General features: G+C 64.6%; 24 protein-coding genes. 16 read left to right on the top strand and 8 right to left on the bottom strand.

All coding sequences use genetic code 11. From position 1 onward, the window contains the following. Positions 1 to 13: 13 nt before the first annotated feature. The 10 genes from AB7535_RS31515 to AB7535_RS31470 all read left to right on the top strand — a co-directional run bounded on the left by AB7535_RS31515 (position 14) and on the right by AB7535_RS31470 (position 9,484). On the top strand, positions 14 to 1,669 hold the full coding sequence (locus AB7535_RS31515) for a nitrite/sulfite reductase (protein ID WP_063980993.1): 1,656 nt from the start codon (positions 14 to 16) through the stop codon (positions 1,667 to 1,669). Next, on the top strand, positions 1,656 to 2,171 hold the full coding sequence (locus AB7535_RS31510; RefSeq protein ID WP_063980994.1) for a DUF934 domain-containing protein: 516 nt from the start codon (positions 1,656 to 1,658) through the stop codon (positions 2,169 to 2,171). The genes AB7535_RS31515 and AB7535_RS31510 overlap by 14 nt, the downstream gene beginning before the upstream one ends. After that, the gene (locus AB7535_RS31505; RefSeq protein ID WP_231143916.1) at positions 2,168 to 2,899 is read left to right on the top strand and encodes a phosphoadenylyl-sulfate reductase; all 732 of its coding nucleotides are present in this window, start codon (positions 2,168 to 2,170) and stop codon (positions 2,897 to 2,899) included. The genes AB7535_RS31510 and AB7535_RS31505 overlap by 4 nt, the downstream gene beginning before the upstream one ends. Before the next feature lie 124 nt (positions 2,900 to 3,023). Then, positions 3,024 to 4,025 (top strand): sulfate ABC transporter substrate-binding protein, encoded by a 1,002-nt coding sequence (locus AB7535_RS31500; protein WP_028148402.1) that lies wholly within the window; start codon positions 3,024 to 3,026, stop codon positions 4,023 to 4,025. A gap of 33 nt (positions 4,026 to 4,058) precedes the next feature. After that, entirely contained in the window at positions 4,059 to 4,895 is an 837-nt protein-coding gene (cysT, locus tag AB7535_RS31495) for a sulfate ABC transporter permease subunit CysT (protein ID WP_071916676.1), read from the top strand. Positions 4,896 to 4,904: 9 nt separating this feature from the next. Beyond that, on the top strand, positions 4,905 to 5,816 hold the full coding sequence (cysW, locus tag AB7535_RS31490; RefSeq protein WP_231143917.1) for a sulfate ABC transporter permease subunit CysW: 912 nt from the start codon (positions 4,905 to 4,907) through the stop codon (positions 5,814 to 5,816). After that, positions 5,806 to 6,840, top strand: a complete 1,035-nt coding sequence (locus AB7535_RS31485; RefSeq protein ID WP_063980997.1) for a sulfate/molybdate ABC transporter ATP-binding protein — start codon at positions 5,806 to 5,808, stop codon at positions 6,838 to 6,840. The genes cysW and AB7535_RS31485 overlap by 11 nt, the downstream gene beginning before the upstream one ends. A gap of 96 nt (positions 6,841 to 6,936) precedes the next feature. Then, positions 6,937 to 7,440, top strand: coding sequence for a CAP domain-containing protein (locus AB7535_RS31480; RefSeq protein ID WP_231143918.1), 504 nt, complete (start codon positions 6,937 to 6,939; stop codon positions 7,438 to 7,440). 78 nt (positions 7,441 to 7,518) lie between these two features. Continuing rightward, the gene (locus AB7535_RS31475; RefSeq protein WP_063980999.1) at positions 7,519 to 8,694 is read left to right on the top strand and encodes a DUF3734 domain-containing protein; all 1,176 of its coding nucleotides are present in this window, start codon (positions 7,519 to 7,521) and stop codon (positions 8,692 to 8,694) included. A gap of 1 nt (position 8,695) precedes the next feature. Then, on the top strand, positions 8,696 to 9,484 hold the full coding sequence (locus tag AB7535_RS31470) for a 3-hydroxybutyrate dehydrogenase (RefSeq protein ID WP_028157423.1): 789 nt from the start codon (positions 8,696 to 8,698) through the stop codon (positions 9,482 to 9,484). Positions 9,485 to 9,626: 142 nt separating this feature from the next. Here AB7535_RS31470 and AB7535_RS31465 read toward each other — a convergent pair whose 3' ends face one another. The 3 genes from AB7535_RS31465 to AB7535_RS31455 form a co-directional block, all read right to left on the bottom strand. Then, a complete protein-coding gene (locus tag AB7535_RS31465) occupies positions 9,627 to 10,451 on the bottom strand; it encodes a sulfite exporter TauE/SafE family protein (protein WP_247302250.1) in 825 nt (274 codons plus the stop codon). 190 nt (positions 10,452 to 10,641) lie between these two features. Continuing rightward, entirely contained in the window at positions 10,642 to 12,009 is a 1,368-nt protein-coding gene (locus tag AB7535_RS31460) for a flippase (protein ID WP_425364265.1), read from the bottom strand. A 324-nt stretch (positions 12,010 to 12,333) separates the two neighbouring features. After that, a complete protein-coding gene (locus AB7535_RS31455; RefSeq protein ID WP_085401857.1) occupies positions 12,334 to 13,173 on the bottom strand; it encodes a protein-disulfide reductase DsbD domain-containing protein in 840 nt (279 codons plus the stop codon). Between the two features lie 142 nt (positions 13,174 to 13,315). Here AB7535_RS31455 and AB7535_RS31450 point away from each other — a divergent pair, with 142 nt between their 5' ends. Further along, positions 13,316 to 13,960, top strand: coding sequence for a YqgE/AlgH family protein (locus tag AB7535_RS31450; RefSeq protein WP_063981003.1), 645 nt, complete (start codon positions 13,316 to 13,318; stop codon positions 13,958 to 13,960). Positions 13,961 to 14,134: 174 nt separating this feature from the next. Here the strand turns inward: AB7535_RS31450 and AB7535_RS31445 are convergent, their stop codons facing one another. Both AB7535_RS31445 and AB7535_RS31440 read right to left on the bottom strand, forming a co-directional pair. Continuing rightward, positions 14,135 to 15,022, bottom strand: coding sequence for a TauD/TfdA dioxygenase family protein (locus tag AB7535_RS31445; RefSeq protein ID WP_231143921.1), 888 nt, complete (start codon positions 15,020 to 15,022; stop codon positions 14,135 to 14,137). A 113-nt stretch (positions 15,023 to 15,135) separates the two neighbouring features. Then, a complete protein-coding gene (locus AB7535_RS31440; protein WP_231143922.1) occupies positions 15,136 to 15,915 on the bottom strand; it encodes an SDR family NAD(P)-dependent oxidoreductase in 780 nt (259 codons plus the stop codon). 98 nt (positions 15,916 to 16,013) lie between these two features. Between AB7535_RS31440 and AB7535_RS31435 the strand changes: the two genes are divergently transcribed. Beyond that, complete coding sequence (locus tag AB7535_RS31435; RefSeq protein WP_231143923.1) at positions 16,014 to 16,751, top strand: SDR family NAD(P)-dependent oxidoreductase; 738 nt, start codon at positions 16,014 to 16,016, stop codon at positions 16,749 to 16,751. Positions 16,752 to 16,887: 136 nt separating this feature from the next. Beyond that, positions 16,888 to 17,262, top strand: a complete 375-nt coding sequence (locus tag AB7535_RS31430; RefSeq protein ID WP_231143924.1) for a CsbD family protein — start codon at positions 16,888 to 16,890, stop codon at positions 17,260 to 17,262. A 185-nt stretch (positions 17,263 to 17,447) separates the two neighbouring features. On the opposite strand, the gene AB7535_RS31425 is transcribed toward AB7535_RS31430, so the two are convergent. Continuing rightward, positions 17,448 to 19,148 (bottom strand): SGNH/GDSL hydrolase family protein, encoded by a 1,701-nt coding sequence (locus AB7535_RS31425; protein ID WP_231143925.1) that lies wholly within the window; start codon positions 19,146 to 19,148, stop codon positions 17,448 to 17,450. A 171-nt stretch (positions 19,149 to 19,319) separates the two neighbouring features. Next, positions 19,320 to 20,651: a lytic murein transglycosylase gene (locus AB7535_RS31420; protein WP_354113067.1), complete on the bottom strand. Its 1,332-nt coding sequence runs from the start codon at positions 20,649 to 20,651 to the stop codon at positions 19,320 to 19,322. 254 nt (positions 20,652 to 20,905) lie between these two features. Here AB7535_RS31420 and galU point away from each other — a divergent pair, with 254 nt between their 5' ends. Beyond that, on the top strand, positions 20,906 to 21,781 hold the full coding sequence (gene galU, locus AB7535_RS31415; RefSeq protein WP_135214693.1) for a UTP--glucose-1-phosphate uridylyltransferase GalU: 876 nt from the start codon (positions 20,906 to 20,908) through the stop codon (positions 21,779 to 21,781). A 153-nt stretch (positions 21,782 to 21,934) separates the two neighbouring features. Here galU and AB7535_RS31410 read toward each other — a convergent pair whose 3' ends face one another. Further along, a complete protein-coding gene (locus tag AB7535_RS31410; RefSeq protein ID WP_231143927.1) occupies positions 21,935 to 23,431 on the bottom strand; it encodes a sensor domain-containing diguanylate cyclase in 1,497 nt (498 codons plus the stop codon). 137 nt (positions 23,432 to 23,568) lie between these two features. Here AB7535_RS31410 and AB7535_RS31405 point away from each other — a divergent pair, with 137 nt between their 5' ends. Both AB7535_RS31405 and AB7535_RS31400 read left to right on the top strand, forming a co-directional pair. Beyond that, a complete protein-coding gene (locus AB7535_RS31405) occupies positions 23,569 to 23,826 on the top strand; it encodes a DUF7662 domain-containing protein (RefSeq protein WP_028148420.1) in 258 nt (85 codons plus the stop codon). Positions 23,827 to 23,837: 11 nt separating this feature from the next. Further along, positions 23,838 to 24,086, top strand: coding sequence for a hypothetical protein (locus AB7535_RS31400; protein WP_231143928.1), 249 nt, complete (start codon positions 23,838 to 23,840; stop codon positions 24,084 to 24,086). Positions 24,087 to 24,534 lie beyond the last annotated feature (448 nt).

Here is a 24,534-nt window from a genome sequence, read left to right as displayed (position 1 = left end):
AGGCACTTTAATCATGTACGCTTACGACGAAATCGATCGCACGCTGGTCAACGAGCGCGTCTCGGAATTCCGCGACCAGGTGCAACGCCGTCTCTCGGGCGAGTTGACCGAGGACGAATTCAAGATGCTGCGCTTGCAGAACGGCGTCTATCTGCAACTGCACGCCTACATGTTCCGCGTCGCGATTCCCTACGGAACGCTGGCGTCGAACCAGTTGCGGCAGCTTGCCCATGTCGCGCGCAAATATGACCGCGGCTACGGCCATTTCACCACGCGCCAGAACATCCAGTTCAACTGGATCAAGCTTTCGGACCTGCCGGATGCGCTGGCCGATCTTGCCGAGGTCGGCATCCACGCGATGCAGACCTCCGGCAACAACATGCGCAACGTCACCTCGGATCAGTGGGCCGGCGTCGCGCCGGGCGAGATCGAGGATCCCCGCATCTGGTCGGAGCTGATCCGCCAGCACACTACGCTGCATCCGGAATTCTCGTTCCTGCCGCGCAAGTTCAAGATCGCGATCACCGCGTCGGATCACGACCGCGCTGCGATCAAGGTCCACGACATCGGCCTGCGGCTGATCAAGAACGAGAAGGGCGAAACCGGCTTCGAGGTGCTGGTCGGCGGCGGTCTCGGCCGCACGCCGTTCATCGGCAAGACCATCAAGCACTTCGTCCACGGCCGCGATCTCCTGAGCTATATCGAGGCGATCCTGCGCGTCTACAACCAGTACGGACGCCGCGACAATATCTACAAGGCGCGCATCAAGATCCTGGTGCACGAGCTCGGTATCGAAAAGTTCTCCCGCGAGGTCGAGGAGGAGTGGCAGCATATCCGCAACTCCTCGCTTCAGATCGACGACGAGGTGATCGAGGACATCCGCTCGCGCTTCATCTATCCGGCTTATGAGAAGCTGCCGCACATGCCGGACGAGCTGCGCCAGGCCGCGGCCGATCCCGATTTCGAGGCGTGGCGCAAGAACTCGGTCGCCGCGCACAAGAACCCGGGCTACTCCATCGTCACGATCTCGCTGAAGCCGATCGGCGCGCCTCCGGGCGATGCCACGGCCGAGCAGATGGATGCGCTGGCCGATCTCGCCGACAAATATTCCTTCGGCGAGATCCGCGTCGGTCATGAGCAGAATTTGGCGCTGCCGCATGTTGCCAAGCGCGACCTGCCGGCGCTGTGGAAGGCGCTCGACAAGCTTGGGCTGGCGACGCCGAACGTCAACCTGATCACCGACATCATCGCCTGCCCGGGGCTCGACTATTGCTCGTTGGCCAATGCGCGCTCGATCCCGATCGCGCAGGAGCTGACGCGGCGCTTTGCCAACCATGAGCTCGCCAATCTGATCGGGCGGCTGCATATCAACATCTCCGGCTGCATCAATGCCTGTGGCCATCATCATGTTGGCCATATCGGCATTCTCGGTGTCGAGAAGAACGGCGAGGAGGTCTACCAGATCACCATCGGCGGCCGTGCCGACGAGAGCGCCGCGCTTGGCAATCTGATCGGCCCCGGCGTCAAGTTTGACGAGGTCGCCGACGTCGTCGAGGACATCGTGGAAGCCTATCTGGCGCTGCGCGAGCGGCCGGAGGAGCTGTTCGTCGACACCGTGAAGCGCCTCGGCGTCGAACCCTTCAAGGAGCGCGTCTATGCCACTCGTTAACGGTGGAAAAATCGCCGACGACAGCTTCGTCAAGCTTGCCGTCGACACGCCGCTGCCCGAGGGCGGCGACATCCTGGTGCCGGCCGAGCGCTTCCTCAGCGATGCGGACGCGCTGCTCAAGCGCGGCGGCAAGGTCGGCGTGATCTGGCCGAACAATCGCGATATCGCCGAGCTCGTGCCCTATCTCGGCAAGATCGCCGTCGTCGCATTGGTGTTCCCGAGCTTCCGCGATGGCCGCGCCTACAGCCAGGCGCGCCTGCTGCGCGAGCGCTATAATTATCGCGGCGATTTGCGTGCCACCGGCCAGGTGCTGCGCGATCAGTTCGTGTTCATGCTGCGTGCCGGCTTCGATTCCTTCGAGGTCAAGAAGCAGGCCGACGCGGAAGCCTTCATGCAGACCGCGAAGCGCTATTCGGTGTTCTATCAGCCGACCGGCGACGGCCGCATCACCGCGCTGCACCGGCGAATGCAGCTGCGTCACTCCGAAGGTGTCGGCACGTGAACGCAATCGCGCCCCAGGTCGCTTCGGTGTCCGCGTCTGCGCTGCCCTCGGCGGAGGAGCTCGATCGCGCGCTGCGCGATGCTTCGCCCGCGGAGGTCATCGCCGCGGCGTTGAAGGCGGTCGGGCGCGAGAAGCTTGCGCTGGTGTCGTCCTTCGGCACGGAATCGGCGACGCTGCTGAAGGTCATGGCCGACGTCGATCCGGCAATCCCCGTGATCTTCCTCGACACCGGCTGGCTGTTCGAGGAGACGCTGGCCTATCGCGACACGCTGATCGCGGAACTCGGCTTGAAGGACGTCCGCTCGATCAGGCCCGCCGAGGAGACGCTGTCGCGTGAAGATCCCGACCGCGACCTCTGGTTCTCCGATCCCGACGCCTGCTGCCGCATCCGCAAGGTCGAGCCGCTGGCGCGTGCACTGAAGCCGTTTGATGCCTGGCTCAATGGCCGCAAGCGCTTTCAGGGCAATGCGCGCACCGACATTCCGGTGGTCGAGGACGATGGCGCGCGGTTGAAGTTCAACCCCTTCGCCAATGTCTCGCGCGAGGAACTCGAAGCCATTTTCGTCCGCGCCAAATTGCCGCGTCATCCGCTGGTGGAGTCCGGTTTCCTGTCGGTTGGGTGTATGCCTTGCACCAGCAGAACGGCCGAGGGCGAGGATGCACGCGCCGGTCGCTGGCGCGGCCGAGCCAAGACAGAATGCGGCATCCACACGATGAAGACTTCGTAGCACAGTCGAGCTGTCCGGCTACGAACAAGAAAATCCGGTTCCGTTGACTTGAGAGCGTTTCGCCCCGAGTTATGCCCGCGTGCCATCGATGACGATGACGTCGTCGAGGTAAATGGAGATGGACATGATGCGCCGTATCGTTCCGCTCGCGGCAGGGCTGCTCTTGACTGGATTGTTGGCAAGCTCGGCTCTCGCCGCTGACATCAATCTCTTGAACGTGTCGTACGATCCGACGCGTGAGCTCTATGCCGAGTTCAACAAGGCGTTCGCGAATGCCTATCAGAAGGAAACCGGCAAGAGCGTCGAGATCAAGCAGTCGCATGGCGGCAGCGGCTCGCAGGCGCGTGCCGTGATCGACGGATTGCAGGCCGATGTGGTGACGCTCGCGCTCGCCTATGACATCGACGCCGTCGCGAACAAGGGCCTCACCGCGACCGACTGGCAGAAGCGTCTGCCGCAGAATTCATCGCCCTATACCTCGACCATCGTGTTTCTGGTGCGCAAAGGCAATCCGAAGGGCATCAAGGACTGGGACGATCTGCTCAAGACCGGTGTCTCGGTGATCACGCCGAACCCGAAGACCTCCGGCGGGGCGCGCTGGAATTATCTCGCCGCCTGGGGCTTTGCCCAAAAGAAATACGGCTCGGCCGACAAGGCCAAGGACTTCATCGGAAAGCTCTACCAGCAGGTGCCGGTGCTCGATACCGGTGCGCGCGGCGCCACCGTGACCTTCGTCGAGCGCGGCGTCGGCGACGTGCTGCTGGCCTGGGAGAACGAGGCCTATCTCGCCCTGAAGGAGTTTGGTGCGCAGAAGTTCGAGATCGTGGCGCCGCCGCAATCGATCCTCGCCGAGCCGCCGGTCGCGATCGTCGACAAGGTTGCCGATAAAAAAGGCACCCGCAACGCGGCCGATGCCTACCTCCAGTATTGGTATACCAAGGAAGGTCAAGAAATCGCCGCGCGCAATTTCTACCGTCCGCGCGACGCCGAGATTGCCAAGAAGTACGAAAACTCCTTCGCGAAGGTCGAACTGTTCACGATCGACGACGTTTTCGGCGGCTGGACCAAGGCGCAGAAGGAACATTTTGCCGACGGCGGCGTCTTTGATCAGATCTACAAGAACTGATCGGGCGCCGTCTTAGGAGTAGCAGGGGGCCTGGTGAGCGCAGTTGCAGCACGACGACGGACATTGCCGGGCTTCGGTCTCACGATGGGACTGACGCTTTCCTGGCTCTCCATCATCATCCTGATTCCGCTCGCCGGGCTGTTCCTGAAATCGCTGGAGCTTAGCCCCGAGCAATTCTGGAACATCCTGTCCAGCCGCCGCACCCTCAACGCCTTGCGCGTTTCCTTCGGCCTCGCCTTTGCGGCGGCCTGCGTCAATCTGGTCATGGGCAGCATCATCGTCTGGGCGCTGGTGCGTTACCGCTTCCCCGGACGCCGGCTGTTCGACGCCATCGTCGACGTACCGTTCGCGCTGCCGACGGCGGTCGCCGGCGTGGCGCTGACGGCGCTGTTTGCCGAGACGGGCTGGCTGGGTGCGCCGCTCGCAGCGCTCGGTATCAAGGTGGCATTCACGCCGATCGGCATCTTCGTCGCCATGATCTTCATCGGCATCCCCTTCGTGGTGCGCACCGTGCAGCCGGTGCTCCAGGACCTCGACCCCGAGATCGAGGAGGCAGCGGGCAGCCTCGGCGCCAGCCGCTGGCAGACCATCATCCGCGTGATCCTGCCCTCGCTCGGACCGGCGCTGCTCACCGGCCTCGCGCTCGCCTTCGCCCGCGCGGTCGGCGAATACGGCTCGGTGATCTTCATCGCCGGCAATCTGCCTAATGTCTCCGAGATCGCGCCGCTCCTTATCGTGATCCGGCTGTCCGAGTTCCGTTATGCCGACGCGACCGCCATCGCCGTGGTCATGCTCGTCGTCTCCTTCGTCATCATCTTCGCCGTCAACCGGCTCCAGCGCTGGGCGCAGAGCCGGATCCCGGCGCGCTGAGGGCAGATCATGACGATGCAGATCGCAGATTCCGTCTCGCTGCCTTCGACCGATGCGCGCGCGCGTGCCCACGCGGCCGCCGCCCGGGACAGCCTCCGCACCGAGCCGCCCGCAATACGTATCGCCATCATTGCGCTGGCGGTGATCTTCCTCAGCGTCTTCGTCGTGCTGCCGCTGGTTCTGGTGTTCGCGCAGGCCTTTTCGAGAGGCGTTCTCGCTTATCTGTCCGCGCTCGCCGAGCCGGAGGCGCTGGCTGCGATCAAGCTGACGCTGCTGGTCGCGGCGATCTCGGTCGGCCTCAATCTCGTATTCGGCCTCGTCGCGGCATGGGCCATCGCCAAGTTCGAGTTTAGCGGCAAGACCTTCCTGATCACGCTGATCGACCTGCCGTTCTCGGTGAGCCCGGTGATCTCGGGCCTCGTCTTCGTGCTGCTGTTCGGCGCGCAGGGCTATTTCGGCAGCTGGCTTAGGGATCACGATATCCAGATCCTGTTCGCGGTGCCCGGCATCGCGCTCGCCACCACCTTCGTGACCTTCCCGTTCGTGGCGCGCGCGCTGATCCCCCTGATGCAGGAGCAGGGCACGCAGGAGGAGGAGGCCGCGATCTCGCTCGGCGCCTCCGGCCTGCAGACCTTCTTCCGCGTCACCCTGCCCAACATCAAATGGGGCGTGCTCTACGGCGTCCTGCTCTGCAACGCGCGCGCGATGGGCGAATTCGGCGCCGTGTCGGTGGTATCCGGACACATCCGCGGCGAGACCAACACCATGCCGCTGCTGGTCGAGATTCTCTACAACGAGTACCAGTTCGTCGCTGCGTTTGCGATCGCCTCGCTGCTGGCGATGCTGGCCCTGATCACGTTGATCGCCAAGACCGTTCTCGAACGTCACCTCGACGAAGGACACGACGCAAGTGACCATTGAAGTCAGGAATCTCGTCAAGCAGTTCGGCAGCTTCAAAGCCCTCGACGGCGTCGATCTCAAGGTCGACAATGGCGAGCTGCTGGCGCTGCTCGGTCCGTCCGGCTCCGGCAAGACCACGCTGCTGCGCATCATCGCCGGCCTCGACTGGCCCGATTCCGGCGAGGTTTCCTTCAATGGCGAGGATGCGCTGGCGCGGGGCGCGCGCGAACGGAACGTCGGCTTCGTGTTCCAGCACTACGCGCTGTTCCGCCACATGACGGTGTTCGAGAACGTCGCCTTCGGCCTGCGCGTGCAGCCGCGCGCCAGCCGTAAGGACGAGTCCACCATTCGTGCGCGCGTCAAGGAGCTGCTCGATCTCGTACAGCTCGACTGGCTCGCCGACCGCTATCCGAGCCAGCTCTCCGGCGGCCAGCGCCAGCGCATCGCACTCGCCCGCGCGCTCGCGATCGAGCCGCGCATCCTCCTGCTCGACGAGCCCTTCGGCGCGCTCGATGCCAAGGTGCGCAAGGAGCTGCGCCGATGGCTGCGCTCGCTGCACCAGGAGATCAATGTCACCTCGATCTTCGTCACCCACGACCAGGAGGAGGCGCTCGAAGTCGCCAACCGCGTCGTGGTGATGGACAAGGGTAGGATCGAGCAGATCGGCTCGCCCGACGACGTCTATGAAAGCCCGGCGACCGCCTTCGTCCACGGCTTCATCGGCGAATCCATCGAGCTGCCGGTCCAGGTCGAAGGCGGCGTCATCAGGCTCGGCGACCGCCCACTCAATCTTGCAGCAGACGGCTTGGTGTCTGGCGCGTCAAAACTGTTCGTGCGGCGACATGACATGCTGGTCGGCCCGCCCGGAAGCGGTGCCTTCGAGGGCGCCGTGCAGCACGTCCGGAATTTCGGCCCGGTGCAGCGGGCCGAGGTGGCGCTATCCGGTGGCGAGACCATCGAGATCGACGCCCCCCGCGACAGGGAACTGCGCGCCGGCGACACGATCGGCCTCGAACCGCGCCGCTACCGGATATTCGCGGGCTAGTAGGCGCCTCGGCCGAAAGCTCAAAACTTCCTCAATATTCACCTTTCAGCCACGGTTGGTATGCAACAACGGCCCCTCATTTGGGGGCCCCTGAACATGCGCGCTGCGGCCGCAATCTCTATTGCTTTGCTTCTTGCCGGCTGCGCCGGCAACGAAGCACCGGTCCAGCAGCCGTCGATGTATGCCGACATGTCGATCCCGGGCTCCAAGCTCGATGCGCAGGCGGCAGCGATCATGATCTCGCAATACCGCCAGAACAACGCCCTCGGGACCGTCGTGATCGACCCCGAACTGATGCTGCTCGCCGAATCCCAGTCCCAGGCCATGGCGGCGGCCAACAAGATGGACCATGACGTCCGCGCACCGCTGGCCAAGCGCCTCAGCGCGGGCGGCTATCCGGCGACGGTGGCGGTCGAGAACGTCTCGGCCGGCTATCATACGCTGGCGGAAGCGTTTTCCGGCTGGCGCGACTCGCCTCCGCACCGCGCCAACATGCTCAAGAGCGGTGTCACAAAACTGGGCATCGCGGCGGGCTATGCTCCCGGCACCAAATACAAGGTGTTCTGGACCATGATCCTGGCCTCGACCGACCCCCGATAAGCCAGACTTGATCCCGGGATGCATTGACGCCGCGGCGGACTGTCGCCACGGTGGCTCGCCTTTTGCTATTGTTCCCAGATGACAGATCATAGCCCGGAAGTCGCAACAGTCCCCGCGAAGGCGCAGCGCGTCCTGGTCCTCCAGGGCGGCGGTGCGCTCGGCTCCTATCAGGCCGGCGCCTACCAGTCGCTGTGCCATTTCGACTTCGAGCCGGAATGGGTCGCCGGCATCTCGATCGGCGCGGTCAACGCCGCCATCATCGCCGGCAACGAGGGACAGACCCGCGTCAAGCGGCTCAAGGAATTCTGGGAGATGGTGTCGGCGCCGGTGCCGTGGAAGCCGATCGGCAAGAGCGATCACAGCCGCGAGCTGTTCAATTCGACCAGTGCCGCATTGATCGCGACCTTCGGCGTGCCCGGTTTCTTCACGCCGCGCATTCCGCCCGCGCCGCTCTGGCCGCCCGGCACCAAGCAGGCCGAGAGTTATTACGACACCGCGCCGCTGAAGAAGACGCTGGAGCGCCTGGTCGATTTCGATCGCATCAACGATCTGAAGACGCGCCTGTCGGTCGGCGCCGTCGGCGTCACCTCGGGCAACTTCAAATATTTCGACAATTACGAGTTCAAGAAGCTCGGCAAGACCATCGGCCCCGAGCACATCATGGCCTCCGGCGCGCTGCCGCCGGGATTTCCGTCCGTCGTGATCGAAGGCGAGCACTATTGGGACGGCGGCATCGCCTCCAACACGCCGCTCGACTACGTGCTCGATGCCGAAGTCGCTCGCGACATGCTGATCTTCCAGGTCGATCTGTTCAGCGCCCGCGGCGATCTGCCGAATTCGCTGCTCGAGGCGACCGAGCGCGAGAAGGACATCCGCTTCTCCAGCCGAACGCGGATGAACACCGACAAGAACAAGCAGATCCATAATGCGCGCCGGGCCGTGCGCGATCTGATTTCCAAATTGCCCGATTATCTGAAGAATGATCCTTCCGTGGAATTCCTCGCGAAGGTATCGCGCGAAAGCACCGTCACCGTGGTGCATCTGATCTATCGCAGCAAGAACTACGAATCCTCGTCGAAGGATTACGACTTCTCGCATGTCGCCATGGTCGAGCATTGGGAAGCCGGCGTGCGCGACGTGCATCTGTCGATGCGCCATAAGGACTGGCTCGAGCGGCCGCAGTCCGGCGAGACCATGGTGACCTACGATCTCACGGGGGACGTCACCGCGCCCCCGCCAAAAAGGAGCGAATAACATGGGTAGTCTGTCAGGCAAGAACGCCGTCGTGACCGGTTCGACCAGCGGCATCGGGCTCGCCTATGCGCGCGCCTTCGCCGCCGCCGGCGCCAATGTCGTCATCAACGGCTTCGGCTCGCCGGAGGACATCGAGAAGGAGCGCGCCAAGATCGAATCCGACTTCGGCGTGAAGGCGGTGTATTCGCCGGCCGACATGACCAAGCCCGCCGAGATCGCCGGGATGATCGCGCTCGGCGAGAAGTCGTTCGGCTCGGTGGACATCCTCGTCAACAATGCCGGCATCCAGTTCGTCTCGCCGATCGAGGAGTTCCCGGTCGAGAAGTGGGACCAGATCATCGCGATCAACCTGTCCTCGGCTTTCCATGCCATCCGCGCGGCGGTGCCCGGCATGAAGAAGAAGGGCTGGGGCCGTATCATCAACACGGCGTCGGCGCACTCGCTGGTCGCCTCGCCCTTCAAGTCCGCCTATGTGTCGGCCAAGCACGGCATCGCCGGACTGACCAAGACCGTGGCGCTCGAGGTCGCGACCCACAAGATCACCTGCAACTGCATCAGCCCCGGCTATGTCTGGACGCCGCTGGTGGAGAAGCAGATCCCCGACACGATGAAGGCGCGCAACCTCACGCGCGAGCAGGTCATCAACGACGTGCTGCTCGACGCGCAGCCGACCAAGGAGTTCGTGACCTCCGAGCAGGTCGCAGCGCTCGCGCTGTTCCTGTGCGGCGACGATGCCGCGCAGATCACCGGCACCAACCTGTCGATCGACGGCGGCTGGACGGCCGAGTAACGACCGGTGTCATGCCCCGGCTTGACCGGGGCATCCAGTACGCCGCGGCGGAAGTGGCAAGAGCGAGTTCGCCAACGTTAGCCTCTGGAATGCTGGATCGCCCGGTCAAGCCGGGCGATGACAGCTGGGGCGGGTGGCAGGCCTAATGCGTCCAGGCCAGCGCCGTCACGATCGCGGACGACAGGTTCAGCTCCGCGAACATGATCTTGCCGGCGACCACGAACAGCACGCAGGCAAGCGTCAGGCGCAGCACCGTCTCGGGGACGCGCGTCGCACTGAGGCTGCCGACGATGATGCCGGGCAGCGAGCCCAGCAGCAGCACGCCCATCAGGGCCCAATCCACATCGCCAAGCGCCCAATGTCCGATGCCCGCGACCAGCGTCAGCGGCACCGCATGCGCGATGTCCGAGCCGACGATGGTCGCCATCGGCAGGCGCGGATAGAGCAGCAGCAGCACGGTGACGCCGACCGCGCCGGCACCGACGGACGAGATCGACACCAGCACGCCGAGCACGATGCCGGTGACGACGGTCGCGATCGCCGTGGTGCGCGCATTGACCTGCTCGAGGCGCTTCCGATAGCGCTCCATGAGGGCCTTGCGGAAGATCAGCGAGGTCGCGGTCAGCAGCAGTGCAAAGCACAGCACCAGATTGACCAGGCTGCGCTCGGAATCGCTCCTGAGGTCGAGCTTCCACAGCACGAGCAGCGTCAGCGCGCTCGCCGGGATGCTGCCGCAGGCGAGCCGCAGCACGGCGGGCCAGTGCACGCTCCGCGACCAGCCATGGACCACGCTGCCGCCGGTCTTGGTGGCGGCGGCATAGAGCAGGTCGGTGCCGACGGCGGTGGAGGGGTGGATGCCGAACAGCAGGATCAGCAGCGGCGTCATCAGCGAGCCGCCACCCACGCCGGTCATCCCGACAAGCAGGCCGACGCCAAATCCGGAGGCGACATAGAGCGGATCAATCATGTCTGGGGAATCTTAGGTTTATCTCGTCGGTTGAGCAATATGACGTAGAATAAAATTTCCCTGAAACGCAATCGCTTCGGTCGAATAAGAAAAATCTTGCTACAGACGGTGGATGGGGAGGGGGTTTCAGTCGCTGCCGCGCAAGGCGCGAAACAGCCATTCTCCAGGCCGGCAACCCGGGTGGCAGCGCCTATTTGCCAAACGCCAGCACGTGCAGGCCGAGCCGCTGGCGCACGATCCAGAACAGCAGCACTGTCTCGAATGTCAGCGAGATCGAGGTCGCGGCCGCGGCGCCGTGACCTCCGAAGCGCGGCACCAGCGCGATGCAGAGCACGAGGTTCATGACGAAGGCAAGCGCGTAGGCCAGCGCACAGATCTTCTGCTGGCCGAGCATGTTGAGCAGGCGCTCGACCGGTCCAATCGCGGCGCGCACCACGAGGCCGATCGCGGCGACGAACATGATGTCGTAGCCGACCGTGAATTGCGTGCCGAACAGCCAGAGCAGCGGCTTGCCAAGCGCAAGCAGCACGATGGTCGCGGCCAGCGACGGCCAGAACGTCCAGTTGATGGCATGCGCGACATAGGCCGACAGGCGCGCCTTGTCGCCGAGCGCATTGTACTCGGCGAAGCGATGCGCTGTCGTCGCCGACATCGCGTAGTGGATGAACGAGACCAGGGCGAGCGTCTTCACCACCGCGAAATAGACACCGACCTCGTCCGATGGGCGGAACTGCTGAAGCACCAGCACGTCGGTATAGGACAGCAGCAGGTAAAAGCTCTCGACCAGCAGGATCGGCAGCGAGACGGCGAGCCAGCCACCGATGTCGTAGGTCTTGGGGCCCGGCTCGATGTGATCGGCGAGCTTGCGGTTCAGCACCACCATCTGCCCGGTCATCGCGATCCACACCGCGCCGGCGCTCGCGACCATCGCGGCGACCGCGCCGAGGTGATAGCCGAGCAGGAAGGCAGCGGCCGTGATGCCGATGATCAGCGCCTGGCGGATGATGAATTGCGGCATCAGGCCGAGCTGCATCCAGTCATGCGAGCGCGCGATGCCGTCCTGGGTGTTGGCGACGACGAAGGCGGGCAGCGTCATGCAGCCGATATAGAGCGGCAGCACCTCGGCCGGATCGATCCAGGGCGAGAGCAGCTTGACGATACCGGCGAGCGCCAGCGACACCAGCGTGGACACGGCAAAGGTCAGCCAGCGGCTGCCGGAGAGAAAGCCGCGCAGCAGCGCATGCTCGCCGCTGGTGCGATACTCCGGAATGATCTTTTGCGCTGAAGCGGAGATGCCGAAATCCATCATGCTGCCGAGCAGCAGCACCCAGGTCCAGACATAGACATAGATGCCATAGTCGGACGTCCCCATCCAGCGCGCGAGCAGAACCTGCGAGAAATAGGCGAGGCCCGCGCTGATCACCCGGATGATGAAGATGGTGCCGGCCAACCGCCGCGTCAGCGACGCTTCGTTCGACCCGCCCGTCAGCTTCGCGCGCAGCCGCGCGATGAGGCCGGCAGGTCCGGTCGTTGCGGGTTCTGCATCCATCACGGCCAATTCGAGATCCCCAGGGCGTCCATATCAGGCGTCCCGCATGCTGCGGCAGGCCTGATGCGGTAGCCCTTGGGGATTAGCAACCATTCGTTAAGATTGGGTTGGGTGAGGCATGCTGCCGCTCCAGCCACCGGCGTCGTCCCGACCTAGTGCGCAATTGCGCACGGGGGGCGGGGACCCATAACCCCAGGGAGAAATGTTGCGCTGGCTGGTAACTCCGAGTCCTCGCCAAACCGCTCCCTGTGGCTATGGGTCCCGGGCTCGCGCTGCGCGCGCCCCGGGACGACAGCTGAATATGTGGCGCTGGCAGCGCAACTCAGCTCCGGCTCACTCCAAATTCGTATTGAACTCGTACGATTTCTCGGGCGCGACGAGCGTGAACTTCAGCGCCGCTCCGTCGGGCTTGGCGCCCGGCGGCAGTCCATCGAGCTCGAAGGAAAATCGCTGCACACCGGGCGGGCTGCGCTCGACCGGCGCCGGAATCGGCAACGCCCAATCGAGCGTCGGCCCTTCCACGAACAAATTGACGCCGCGGCTATCAGGCACGACCACGTCGACCACGACATTCTTGGGACCGTCACGTTTGACGTCGCGGATGGTCAGCGGATTGGGATCACCGATCGTGGCAGGCTTCGGCACGGTGTCGAGCGCGGCACGCAGATTGGCGTCCTCGGTCGAGGCGACGTTGTTGAAGCCGAGCTCGACATTGGCCTCGACGGGAACGCAGAGCTTCTCGCACACGGCGTAGTTGATCTCGGCGCGCAGCGTCACCGGCTTGTCGGGCGCCTTGGGCACGATGCGCAGAGGTAGCACGATCTGGCCGTGATAGCCGATCGAATGCCCGCCGGCGCCGTCATCGAATTTCAGCGGCGCCGGCCACATCACCGTCACCGCTTCGACATTGTCCGATTTGGAGAAATCGAACCGCGGCGGAACGCCGGAATCGCCGGGGATGCGCCAGTAGGTCTTCCATCCCTGCTGGAGCTGGAAGGCGATACCGCCGAGCAGGACGGCGCCGCTGCGCGATCCCGCCAGCAATCGCACTGCGGAATGGCCGTCGCGCTGCCAGGGCGAAGCGTCGTCGGCGCGGGCTGCGAGCGTCATCGACGACGCAAGCAGGGTTGTTGCGACGCCAAACGCCGCATGCAGGGGAACTCTTGTCAGCATGGCACGTCTTTACAGGGTCGCCCCTGGGCAAACCATTGAATTGCTTGTGATGGATGCACCTGAATCAAGTCTATGCAAGCCTTGATTTGACAGCAGCCCGGCCCGACATCAGGATAGGAATCGAAACCGGAGTGCTTCACCGATGGCTCCCACAGGCAAAAGGACGGGCGAAAGCACCCGCAGCGCGGCCCCCGCGCTTCCCAGCTCGGCCGGCTATCTCGACGGCCAGCTCCTGATCGCGATGCCCGTGATGGGCGATGAGCGCTTCGAGCGCTCGGTGATCTATCTCTGTGCGCATTCCGCCGAGGGCGCGATGGGCATCATCGTCAATCATCCCGCCGGCAGCATCGACTTCCCCGAGCTGTTGCAGCAGCTCGGCATCATCAAGAAGGGCGAGCACATCAAGCTGCCGGAGAACGCCGAAAGCATGAAGGTGCTGCGTGGCGGGCCGGTCGATACCGGCCGCGGCTTCGTGCTGCATTCCAGCGATTTCTACATCGAGAACGCGACGCTCCGGATCGACGACGGCGTCTGCCTCACCGCGACCGTCGACATCCTGCGGGCGATCGCCAACGGCTCCGGCCCGAAGCACGCCATCCTCGCGCTTGGTTATGCCGGCTGGGCGCCGGGCCAGCTCGAGACCGAAATCCAGAGCAATGGCTGGCTGCACTGCGATGCGGATTCGGATTTGATCTTCGGCGACGATGTCGACGAGAAGTACGGCCGCGCGCTGCGCAAGATCGGCATCGATCCCGGCATGCTCTCGAACGATGCGGGACACGCGTAGCTGTGTAGCAGCTGCTGCGACGGTTTGCGTGTCCTGCGCCACCCTCCGCTGTCGTGACCCGGCTTGACCGGGGCATCCAGTACGCCGCGGCCTATCGATTCCATCACAACCGTCTCGGAGTACTGGATCGCCCGGTCAAGCCGGGCGATGACCACGTCCAGCGGGGTGTGCTGCCTATTCCGCCGCCTGCTGCTGTACCGTCGGCTCTGTCCCCGCCACCGTCGCGCGGCGCATGTCGCGGGGCTGGGACTGGTCGTAGCGGCGGACGCGATGCATGGTCTGGCGGTTGTCCCACATCACGAGATCATGCAGCTTCCATTTGTGGACGTAGACGAACTCGCCTTGCGTCGCATGCTCATTCAGATCGCGCAGCAGCAGCCGGCCTTCGGGGACGCTCATGCTGACGATCTTGCCGGCATGCGATGAGAGATAGAGCGACTTGCGGCGATGCACCGGATGGGTGCGCACCAGGCGTTGCAGCACCGGCTTGAACATCTGCTTTTCGTCGTCGGTGTACTCGGTGAAGCCGAGCGATCCGCGCGAATACATCAGCGAGTGCTCGCAGACGAGATCCTCGATCTCCGCCTTGGTGTCGTCATCGAGCGCGTCATAGGCCGCGCGCATGTCGGCGAACTCGGTATTGCCGCCCTTCGGGTTCACCACCCGCGCCGACAGCAGCGAGAATTTTGCGGGGATCGGGCGAAACGAGCTGTCGGAATGCCACAGGCAGTTACCGAGGTTGAACAGATGCGCGCGACTGTCCTTCGCCAGCGGCTTGCCATCCTTGCCGAGATTGGAGACGTCGTTGAGGCCCGATTGGAGCCGGTAGTCCTTTTCCTTGGTCACGGTGCCGCCGCGCGCGTCCTCGCGCTGGCCGAAATTCAGCGCGAACGCCATCTGCTGCTCGTCGGTGATGTCCTGGTCGTGGAAGACCAGCACCGCATATTTGTCCATGGCGGCCTCGACCTCGCGCGCCTCGGCCTCGGTGAGAGGCTTTCGCAGGTCGAGGCCGGAAACCTCGCCGACAAAATGTTTCTGAAGCTGCCGGATGGCGATCGTCATGGTGTTTCTCCCGCGAACCGCGAGCGGTTGGTCCCGCTCTGCCGATAAAAAAGCTACTCCCGCGACCGGCGTTGTCAACGCTCGGCGTGCATATCTCTTAAGCGTCATGGCTCTCACGCGTTGCGCGCCATCAGGCCACCGTCGACAGGGATCACCGCGCCGGTGAGAAAAGACGCCGCCGGCAGGCACAGGCTCAGCGTCATATGCGCGACCTCCTCGGGGTCGCCGTAACGGCCCAGTGCAGTGCGGCGCTTGGCGTAGATGGTCTTGTGCTCTTCGGAGATCCGATCGGTGATGGCGGTGCGGATCGGGCCCGGGCAGATGCAGTTGACGGTGATGCCCTCGCGCCCGAGCTCGACGGCGAGCGAGCGCGTGAGGCTCGCCACGCCGCCCTTCGCCGCCGAATAGGGGCTGTGCAATGCGGTGGCGCCGAGTGCTTCGGTCGAGGCGATGTTGACGATGCGCGGGCTCTTCGACTTGCGCAGGTGCGGCAGCGCGGCGCGGATGATGCGCGGATGCGCCGTCAGCATCACGGCGATCCCCTTGGCCCAGGCGTCTTCGTAAGCCTCGTCGTCGATCGCGACGCGCACGGAGATGCCGGCATTGTTGACGATGATGTCGAGCCCGCCGAAATGCGCCGCGACATCGCCAACGACGCGCTTGATCTCGCCGCCATCGGCGACATCGAGCCTCCACGCCTTCGCGGATCCGGCGTTCGCGGCAATCTCCTTGGCAACGGACAGCGCGCCCTGCTCGTCAAAGTCGGTGACGGCAACGTTCGCGCCTTCAGCGGCGAACACGCGCGCGGTGGCGCGCCCCATGCCGCTCGCCGCACCCGTGACGAGAACGGTCAGGCCCTTCACCGACCGGCTGAGCTCCTTGAATTCGGACATGCCGTTTCCTCGCGTCTCTTGTTTCTTGTTATGAGATGGACAAGGCTGGCATCGATCCGCAGACAGGTCAAACGAGCAAAACAAAAGGGGAGGCCGTGATGGTGAACGAGCTCGATTTCTCAGGCAAGCAGGTGCTGGTGGTCGGGGGGTCCAGCGGCATCGGCAACGGCATCGCGCAAGCCTTTCGCGCCAAGGGCGCGCAAGTTGCAGTCTGCGGCACGCGTGCTCATCCCGCGGAATATTCGGCGCAAGAAGGCTCCGATCTCACGGGTCTTTCCTATGCGCAGCTCGACGTCGGCAACACCGGCGCGGTGGAAGCGTTCAAGCCGTCCTTCGATCGTCTCGATGTGCTCGTGCTCGCGCAGGGCGCGGTGCTCTATCGCCGCGGCGAGTTCGAGATGGCCGGCTTCCGCAAGGTCGTCGAGGTCAATCTGATGAGCCTGATGGCCTGCGCGACGCGGTTTCACTCCATGCTGCGCGATAGCAAGGGCGCGCTGATCATGGTGTCCTCGACCGCAGCCTATCATTCCACCATGGGCAATCCCGCCTACAACGCCTCGAAGACCGGCGCAGTCGGATTGACGCGGACGCTGGGCGAGGCTTGGGCCGAGGATGGTATCCGCGTCAACGGCATTGCGCCCGGCCTCGTCGACACCAAGATGACGAAGGTGACCACCGACAATCCCAAGCGGCTCGAAGGCGCGCTGTCACGCATTCCGCTGCGGCGATTGGGCACGCCGGCTGACATGGCGGGCGCGGCGCTGTTCCTGGCCTCGCCGCTGTCGTCCTACATCATTGGCCAGACGCTGGTCGTCGATGGCGGGCTCATCCTGTAGCCCGGATGGAGCGACATGTCCGCCGTAGCCCGAAGAGCGCAGGCGGAAGCGTAGTCCGGACTACACACTTTCGCAGAAGCTTGGAACTGCGCTGCTCCTGATCGGTTACTTGGGTTGACCCCCGAGGAGGAGCAACATGGACAAGGATCGGATCGTCGGATCGGCCAAGGAATTCGCTGGGCGCGCAGAAGGCGCCGTCGGTGATCTCGCTGGCGATGCGCAGGCACAGGCGTCAGGCAAGGCGCGGGAAGCCGCCGGCACCGTGCAGAATCTCTACGGCCAGGCCAAGGATGCCGTGCGCGACGCCGGCGAGACTGCGGCCGGCTACGCCAAGGACGCCTACGACAAGCCGGCCGAGACCTTGCGCGACGGTTCGCAGGCGATTGCCAAGAAGGTGCAGGATAATCCGCTCGGTGCGCTGCTGATCGCCGGCGGGATCGGCTTCGCACTCGCGCTCCTGATGTCGCGTCCCGCCCGTCGCCCGCCGCCGCGCTGGCGCTATTACGGCTGAGCCAAAGCCCCCGTCTCTCGTGCCCCGGACGCAATGCGGCCTAGGCGATGCGTAGCATCGTCCGGCAACGCCGCTTTGCAGAGCCGGGGCCCATTCTTTTGTGAAATTCGTGAGTAGGCTAGGTCCCGGCTCTGCGTCGCATCACCAAGAGGTGCTGCGCCGCGTCCGGGACGCGAGACCTTCGCTTACCGGAACATCTCCGCCGATCGCCCGACGTTACCAGGCGGGCGCGGGATCGCGGGATTGGGATACGGATTGCGCGGCGCCGGCGCGAATTGACGCGGCGGTGGTTGCGGAGAGCCGAAGCCGAAGAAATCGCGGAATGCCGGCGTTGCCTGGGCCGGCTGCTGCGGCTGCTGCTGTACCGGCGGCTTCTTCGGCGCGAGCCTTGGCGGCGCGATCGCGGCGGCTGCACCCGGTGTGCTGGGAGTGGCGCTGCCGTCGGGCGTCGTCGCCGCCATCGGCGTATCGCCCTTGGCCTGCTCGCGGCCGACTTCGCGGCGCGGCCAGGCATAATCATCGGCACGGCCGGCGGGCGCGGCCAGCGGCTCACCCTTCACCATCGTCTTCGCGGCGAGCGCATCGACGGCGGCGGGACGCGAACCCGGTCCGCCCAGCAATTGATCGGCCGAGATCGAGGCCGCTACCAGCGGCACGATCGGTCCTGCCAGCGGCCGCGGCGCAGGCTTGCCGGGCTCGGCGCTGGTGTCGGGGGTCGCAGGCTCGCTCGGCAGCGCAATCGGGCCGGAGCGTCCGGCCAGCAGGCGCGTGATCTCGCGCTCGACATAGTGGGCGAGCTTGCGGGCGCCGGGCTTTGTGAAATAGACGCCGTCATAGCTGCGGAGCTGGCGGATCTGGCCCTCGAAGTCCGGGCCCTTCTGGAGGAAGCGGCCGGCTTCGTCGACAAAGCCGTCCCAGACATCGACATAGGTGATGCCGGCCTTGGCCGCGCCTTCGCGATAGAGCGAATCCAGGAACAGCATGTCCGCGGTGCCCTTGGGGCCGCGGATCGCGGGCAGGCCGACCCAGAGCACCGGAACGCCCTTGGACTTGAGAACGTTGGCCAGCTCCTCGATCTTCTTGCTGTAGAGTTCGACCCAGCGCTCGTCGCGGAATTCGTAGAGGCCGTTCGGGTTGCGCGCGGTCTTCTCCGGCGCTGCGACCGCCGGCGTGTCGGCGTTGTCGGCATCGTCCTGCGGCAGGTCGGTGTCGGCGGGCTTGTCGTCCGGCTTGGCGGCGGAATCAGGCTTGGCGTCGCCGGGCTTGTCGCCTGGCTTTCCTTGCGGCTTGGCGCGCGCGCCCTTGTCGTTCTTCTTGTCCTTGTCCGCCGCCTTGTCGGGCGCGGCCTCGCGGATCGAGATGCGGTCGTTGAGGCCGAGCATGACGACGATCACATCAGGCTTCTCGGTCTCGAGGATGCCCTTCGCTGCCGCCGCCCAGTCCGCGGGCTCACCCTTCGGCTGGTACTTGATCAGGCCGGACGTGGTCTTGTGCTTGCGGATTACGCCCATGTCGGGCTGCTCGGTGTAGGCGTCTTCGAGGCCGTAGGCGAGCCAGTCGGCCATGGCGTCGCCGATCACCAGCACGTTCTTGTCGGGCGTGGTGTCGCGCTTGGCTGGTGCCGGCGCGCGCGAAAAATCCTGGCGCGGCGCCTGCTGCTGCTGCGGCTGCTGGAATGGCGCGAAGAAGTCGCCGCCGAACCAGCCGCCGCCTCCGCCGTTCCGCGGTGGCGGGGCCTGCCGCTGCGGCGGGCCGCCGAAGCCGGGGAAGTTGAAGAACTGCGCCGAGGCGGGTCCCGCGACGGAGACCAGAATCGCAAGCGCCGTCCCCAGCGCGATCAGCGGGCCGGTCTCGGTCAGCGCCTTGAACAGGGACTTCTTCGACATGCGATCTCAGGCACGCGCAATGGGGATTGGGACAGGCTCGATATAATAGCGGAATCAGGCGCCAAACGGGCAGATTCTCTTTGCGGATTCTTCTGTCATACACCGGGGAACAGCCGTCCCCGTCAAGGCGATCGGGCAAAATCCCTGTTCAGGGTTACTTTCGGGGCGGTTTTACCGCCCGCGGAGGCGATCCAGCACGTCCGAGGAGGCAAATCCGTCGGCGGGGACCCCGATGGAGGCCTGGAAATTGCGCAGCGCCTCCCGGGTCTGGCCGCCAAACTGGCCGTCCGGGGTGCCCTTGTAGAAGCCGCGCTGGGCCAGCAGCTGCTGGAGTTCCAGCCGTTCGGTACGGGACAGCTCGCGCTCCTGCCGCGGCCAGGGCTGCACGAAGGGCTGGCCGCCGCGCAGGCGGTCGGCGAAATGGCCGATCGCCAGCGCATAAGCCTCGGCCGGGTTGTACTTCATGATGACGCGGTAATTCTGCAGCATCAGGAAGCCCGGGCCCTGCGCCCCGGCGGGCGCCAGCAGATAGGCTTTCTCGGCCGGATGCGGGAAGGGCTGGTTGGCCGGGCGCTTGAGCCCGAGCTTCTCCCACTGCGCCATCGTCATCGCCTTGGCGCGATCGGCCAGCATGTAGTTGAAGCCCTGCGGCACCACGACTTCGTAGCCCCAGGTCTGGCCGGCCTGCCAGCCGTCCTTCTTCAGATTGTTGGCGGTCGAGGCGATCAGATCGGTGGGATTGTCGACGACGTCGCGCCGTCCGTCGCCATCGCCATCCACGGCAAAGCGCTTGAACGCGGTCGGCATGAACTGGGTCGGGCCGAAGGCGCCGGCCCAGGAGCCGCGCATCTGCTCAGGCCTGAGATCGCCGCGGTTGAGGATTTCCAGCGCGGAGAGAAACTCGTCCTTGAAATAGGCTTGGCGGCGGCCGATGCAGGCGAGCGTCGCGGTCGATTGCAGCACGCTGCGGTCGCCCATCTGCGTCGAGTAATTGGACTCGATGCCCCAGATCGAGGCGATGATGTAGCGGTCGATGCCGGTAGCCTTTTCGGTGGCGTCGAACTGCGCCTTGTATTTGGCCAGGACCTCGCGGCCCTTGGCGAGGCGGTTGTCGTTCACGAGGATGTCGAGATAGTCCCAGATCGACTTGGTGAACTCTGGCTGCGAATCCATCAGGTCCATGATGCGCAGATCGGGCGACAGCCCGGCCGTGAAGCGCTGGAAATTCTCCTGCGTGATGTTGCGCCGTGCGGCATCGGGCCACATCCCCGCGACGCAATTGTTGAAGTTGGAGGCGGCCTCGCGGATCGCGGCGGCCGTCATCAACGGGTGGCCGGAGGCGCCGTCCTCGCCGGTCCATGGCAAGGCGCCGCCGGGGCCGGGCGCCGGCTGAGAGGGCGCTGGATTCGAGCCGGAGAAAATACCGCCGAACAGGTTCGACAACCCGTTCTGCGCTTGGGCGTGCGCGCTGACAGGCAGCAGCACGGCGGCCGCAAGCATCATTGCGCCGGTCACAAATCCAGCACGTTTCGCCAGCCCTGCCACTGATTGCATCATACCCTACCTGTCCGGCCGAAAATCCGCCTTCAGGAGGCCCGGTACCGGTTGCCAATAGCTTAACAAAGGTGAAATTTTGGTGTCGGCCTTTTTCTCAACTCTGTGAGCGCGAGGCCCCACATCCGCCTTTGTTAGCGGCTGCAAACAAGCTAGCAAGATACCATTGCTCCCTTCACGTCCTCAGGTATTCGATCTGTCCCATGAAAATTCGCAAAGCCGTATTCCCCGTCGCCGGCCTCGGCACCCGCGTCCTGCCCGCCACCAAGGCGATGCCGAAGGAAATGCTGACCATCGTCGACAAGCCGCTGATCCAGTACGTCTATGACGAGGCGAGGGAAGCCGGCATCGAGCATTTCATCTTCGTCACCGGCCGCAACAAAAACGTCATCGAAGATCATTTCGACAAGATGTTCGAGCTCGACGCGACGCTCGCCGCGCGCGGCAAGAAGGCCGAGCAGGACATCCTGGCGCAGAACCAGCCGGAGGCCGGCGCCGTCAGCTTCACCCGTCAGCAGGCGCCGCTCGGTCTCGGCCACGCGGTCTGGTGCGCGCGCGACATCGTCGGCAACGAGCCGTTCGCGGTCGTGCTGCCCGACGAGCTCGTGCTCAACACGACCGGCTGCCTCAAGCAGATGATCGAGACGGCTTCAACGCTCGGCGAAAAATCCAACGTCATCGCGGTCGAGGCCGTGCCCGACCATCTTACCCATCAATACGGCATCTGCGGCGTCGGCAAGCGCACCGGCAAGATGTTCGAGGTCGACGGCATGGTCGAGAAGCCGGCCAAGGGCACCGCGCCCTCCAACCTCTCCATCACCGGCCGCTACATCCTCCAGCCGGAGATATTCAAGATCCTTGAGACCCAGGAGCGCGGCGCCGGCGGCGAGATCCAGCTCACCGACGCCATGATCGGCCTCGCCAAGTCGCAGAAATTCTACGGCGTCGAGTTCGAGGGCGAGCGCCATGATTGCGGCTCCAAGCCCGGCTTCCTCCGCGCCAACATCGCCTACGGCCTGAAGCGGCCGGAACTGCGCGATGGGCTGATTGCGGAGATGAAGAAATATCTGGGAGAGTAGTAGCTACACTCTCGGTGTCGTCCCTGCGAACGCAGGGGACCCATAACCCCAGGGAGAAGTTTGGCGAAGACTCGTCGTTCGGTACTGCTACCTCCGACGATCGATAGATTCCGCGGTATGGGTCCCCGCGTTCGCGGGGACGACACTGAGGCCTCACGCCACCAGCGACAGCTTCGGAAGGCTCGCGACCACGGACTGGTTGCGGCCGCCGGCTTTCGCCGCATAGAGCGCCTTGTCGGCGGCGGCGACCAGGACCGGCCAGTCCAGGCCGGTGGTAGGAACCAAGCCCGCAATGCCGCAGGAGACCGTCGACGCCGCCTGGTCGTCGGACCAGCCCTGCACCTTGGCGCGGATCGTCTCGGCGACATTGAAGGCCTCGGCGGCCGAAGTGTTCGGCAGCAGCACCGCGAATTCCTCGCCGCCATAGCGCGCGGCGCAGTCGCCGGACCGCCGCACCGAATCGGAAATGCAGATCGCGATGCCGACCAGCACCTGGTCGCCGGCCTGGTGGCCGAACGTGTCGTTGTAGGCCTTGAAGTGATCGGCATCGATCATCAGCAGCGCGACCGGCGTCTTCTGGCGCATCGCGCGGCGCCATTCGACGTCGATGACCTGGTCGAACTTGCGGCGGTTCTTCAAGCCGGTGAGCGCATCCGTCGTCGCCATCTCCTCGAGCTTGCGCTCGGCATCGGCGCGTCGGCCGATCTCGCGGGCGAGCACCAGCGTCGAGGCCAGCATGAACAGGATGAGCGCCAGAACCACCGCGCCGATGCGGTAGGCTTCCTTCTGCCAGAGCTCGAACACGGCGGCGAGCGGCTTGCCTGCCACCACGAAGAGCGGACCCGGGCCGGTGCTGCGGACGTAGAGGCGCGGCGTCGCGTCCACCGGACCCTGGCCCGCATAGGACCCGCCGGCCTTGAGATTGTCGGCCTTCCAGCTCTGCCGCGTCCCCAGATTCTTGCCGATGACGTCGAGATCGAACGGCCGCCGCATCATGATGGTGCGATCGCGCGTCAGCACGGTGATGGTATCGTCGGGATCGAGGTTCAGGCGCTCGAACAATTCGTGGAAATAGCTGAAACGGATCGAGCCGGTGACGACCCCCAAGAAGCCGCCGTCGGTATCGCTGATGCGCCGGCTCAGCACGATGGAATAGGCGCCGCGGAAAAGCATCGGACGGCTGATGAAGAGGCCGGCGTCGGGATCGTCGCGATGAACCCTGAAGTAGTCCTCCTCGCTCCGGTTCTCCGGCAGGGGATCGAGCGTGGAGGCGTCGATGGTCAGCCTGCCCTCGGCATCGAACACCTGGATGGCGCCGAAGTGCCTCGCCGTGGTGGCGTGATCGAACAGGATCAGGTGACGGATCGGCTTCGAGACCGCGTTGATCTCCGGCAGCAGCATGTTGCTGGCGACCGCCTTCAGGGAGAGATCGTAGATCTCGATGTTGCGGCTGATATCTGCTTCGATGGAGGTGGCCAGGTTGTCCAGCGTCTGGCGCGCGAGGGCCTCCTCGCCGCGGCGCATGTCCAGCATGACGTTGACGCAAATGGCGGAAAAGCCGATCACCGTCACGACGGACGATATGATCAGCAGCTTCGCCGAAATGCGCCACGGCCGGCGGGTCGTGACGTCGCGCCATCCAGACTGCATCGAGTGCTCCCGACACTAGTGGATGCGCCCGAAATCTTGCGTAGTGTTTAAGCCGGGACGGCGCTGCCACAATGAGTTAAGAATTGGTTTCCGCGGGCATCGCTTTTGGGCAGCGGAGCTGGGACGAGAGGACGATTGTGAACGATTACGACGCGCTGCGGGATTACCTGATGCGGCAGAAGCAAACGGAATTCGTGCTGAGTTTCGAGCAGATCGAGGAGATCATCGGCTCGGCCCTGCCGCGGGCGGCGAATCGCGCCTCATGGTGGGACAGCCTCCGCAGCCCCGACATCCAGATGCCCCAGCGCGAAGCCTGCCTCGCCGCGGGGTTCGTCGCGACGCGGATGCCGGACGGCCAGAGCGTGCGCTTCACCAAGAAGAAGCAGCGCAGGTGAGCTGACGCTGCATGATTCTGCGCTGGCTAAGGGGGATTTTTGGCGCAGCCCTGATTGCAACAGGCGTGCTGTTCGTGCTCGCCTTCGAGGCCCGCTACTGGCGCTGGCGCGACTGCTTCAACGAGCTCGGCCGCTGCTACGACCCTGTAACGCAGGATGTTTATCTCGAACAGGCGGGAATGGTCTGGGGCGGTCTTGCCGCGATCTCGCTGGTGGTGGGGTTTTGTTTGGTCGCGGGGCTACGACGCAAGCCAAGGTAGGTCAGCTCAACGCGGTGCGCCGCAAGCGCGAGACGGGGGGCGTTAGCCCAAGTGTAGAACCACGGCCTTCATTGGCGATTATGGGGCCAGCGTTCGTCATGGGCTCGTATCAGGCATCTGGTCGTCTGCCGGTCGCAGACGCGCACGCATGTGTTCTGGCGCCCTCGAACGTCACCGGCCCCGCCGGTGTAGTCGGCACATGTGCCGAGGCAATTTGCGCCTCGATCCTCGCATCGTGCGGCTGTCACTGCTTCGGCCGATGAGGCGAGGAACACTCCGATGCCGATGAGGGCGATCGCGTAGAAAAGGTGCTGAGTCATCCGTGACTCCTGAGAAAGACGCGTGGTCTGCTCATTCTGAGAACGACAGCTGCGAGCCCAGTGACCTCGATGACGAAGCCGTTCTGGATCGAATGCTGCGTGCCATCTTTCATGGTGGTCGAGCTGGG

The sequence above is a fragment of the Bradyrhizobium sp. 956_D2_N1_4 genome (assembly GCF_052076025.1).
Classification (GTDB): domain Bacteria; phylum Pseudomonadota; class Alphaproteobacteria; order Rhizobiales; family Xanthobacteraceae; genus Bradyrhizobium; species Bradyrhizobium barranii.
This window is presented reverse-complemented; position numbering and strand designations above follow the sequence as displayed.

Bases quoted from the DNA above. Each gene is read 5' to 3' on its own strand.
- galU (WP_135214693.1), top strand. From the start codon at position 20,906: ATGAAAATTCGCAAAGCCGTATTCCCCGTCGCCGGCCTCGGCACCCGC.
- AB7535_RS31410 (WP_231143927.1), bottom strand. From the start codon at position 23,431: ATGCAGTCTGGATGGCGCGACGTCACGACCCGCCGGCCGTGGCGCATT.
- AB7535_RS31470 (WP_028157423.1), top strand. From the start codon at position 8,696: ATGGGTAGTCTGTCAGGCAAGAACGCCGTCGTGACCGGTTCGACCAGC.
- AB7535_RS31500 (WP_028148402.1), top strand. From the start codon at position 3,024: ATGATGCGCCGTATCGTTCCGCTCGCGGCAGGGCTGCTCTTGACTGGA.
- AB7535_RS31475 (WP_063980999.1), top strand. From the start codon at position 7,519: ATGACAGATCATAGCCCGGAAGTCGCAACAGTCCCCGCGAAGGCGCAG.
- AB7535_RS31425 (WP_231143925.1), bottom strand. From the start codon at position 19,148: ATGTCGAAGAAGTCCCTGTTCAAGGCGCTGACCGAGACCGGCCCGCTG.
- AB7535_RS31430 (WP_231143924.1), top strand. From the start codon at position 16,888: ATGGACAAGGATCGGATCGTCGGATCGGCCAAGGAATTCGCTGGGCGC.
- AB7535_RS31510 (WP_063980994.1), top strand. From the start codon at position 1,656: ATGCCACTCGTTAACGGTGGAAAAATCGCCGACGACAGCTTCGTCAAG.
- cysW (WP_231143917.1), top strand. From the start codon at position 4,905: ATGACGATGCAGATCGCAGATTCCGTCTCGCTGCCTTCGACCGATGCG.
- AB7535_RS31445 (WP_231143921.1), bottom strand. From the start codon at position 15,022: ATGACGATCGCCATCCGGCAGCTTCAGAAACATTTTGTCGGCGAGGTT.
- AB7535_RS31420 (WP_354113067.1), bottom strand. From the start codon at position 20,651: ATGATGCTTGCGGCCGCCGTGCTGCTGCCTGTCAGCGCGCACGCCCAA.
- AB7535_RS31480 (WP_231143918.1), top strand. From the start codon at position 6,937: ATGCGCGCTGCGGCCGCAATCTCTATTGCTTTGCTTCTTGCCGGCTGC.
- AB7535_RS31435 (WP_231143923.1), top strand. From the start codon at position 16,014: ATGGTGAACGAGCTCGATTTCTCAGGCAAGCAGGTGCTGGTGGTCGGG.
- AB7535_RS31455 (WP_085401857.1), bottom strand. From the start codon at position 13,173: ATGCTGACAAGAGTTCCCCTGCATGCGGCGTTTGGCGTCGCAACAACC.
- AB7535_RS31465 (WP_247302250.1), bottom strand. From the start codon at position 10,451: ATGATTGATCCGCTCTATGTCGCCTCCGGATTTGGCGTCGGCCTGCTT.
- AB7535_RS31515 (WP_063980993.1), top strand. From the start codon at position 14: ATGTACGCTTACGACGAAATCGATCGCACGCTGGTCAACGAGCGCGTC.
- AB7535_RS31400 (WP_231143928.1), top strand. From the start codon at position 23,838: ATGATTCTGCGCTGGCTAAGGGGGATTTTTGGCGCAGCCCTGATTGCA.
- AB7535_RS31440 (WP_231143922.1), bottom strand. From the start codon at position 15,915: ATGTCCGAATTCAAGGAGCTCAGCCGGTCGGTGAAGGGCCTGACCGTT.
- AB7535_RS31450 (WP_063981003.1), top strand. From the start codon at position 13,316: ATGGCTCCCACAGGCAAAAGGACGGGCGAAAGCACCCGCAGCGCGGCC.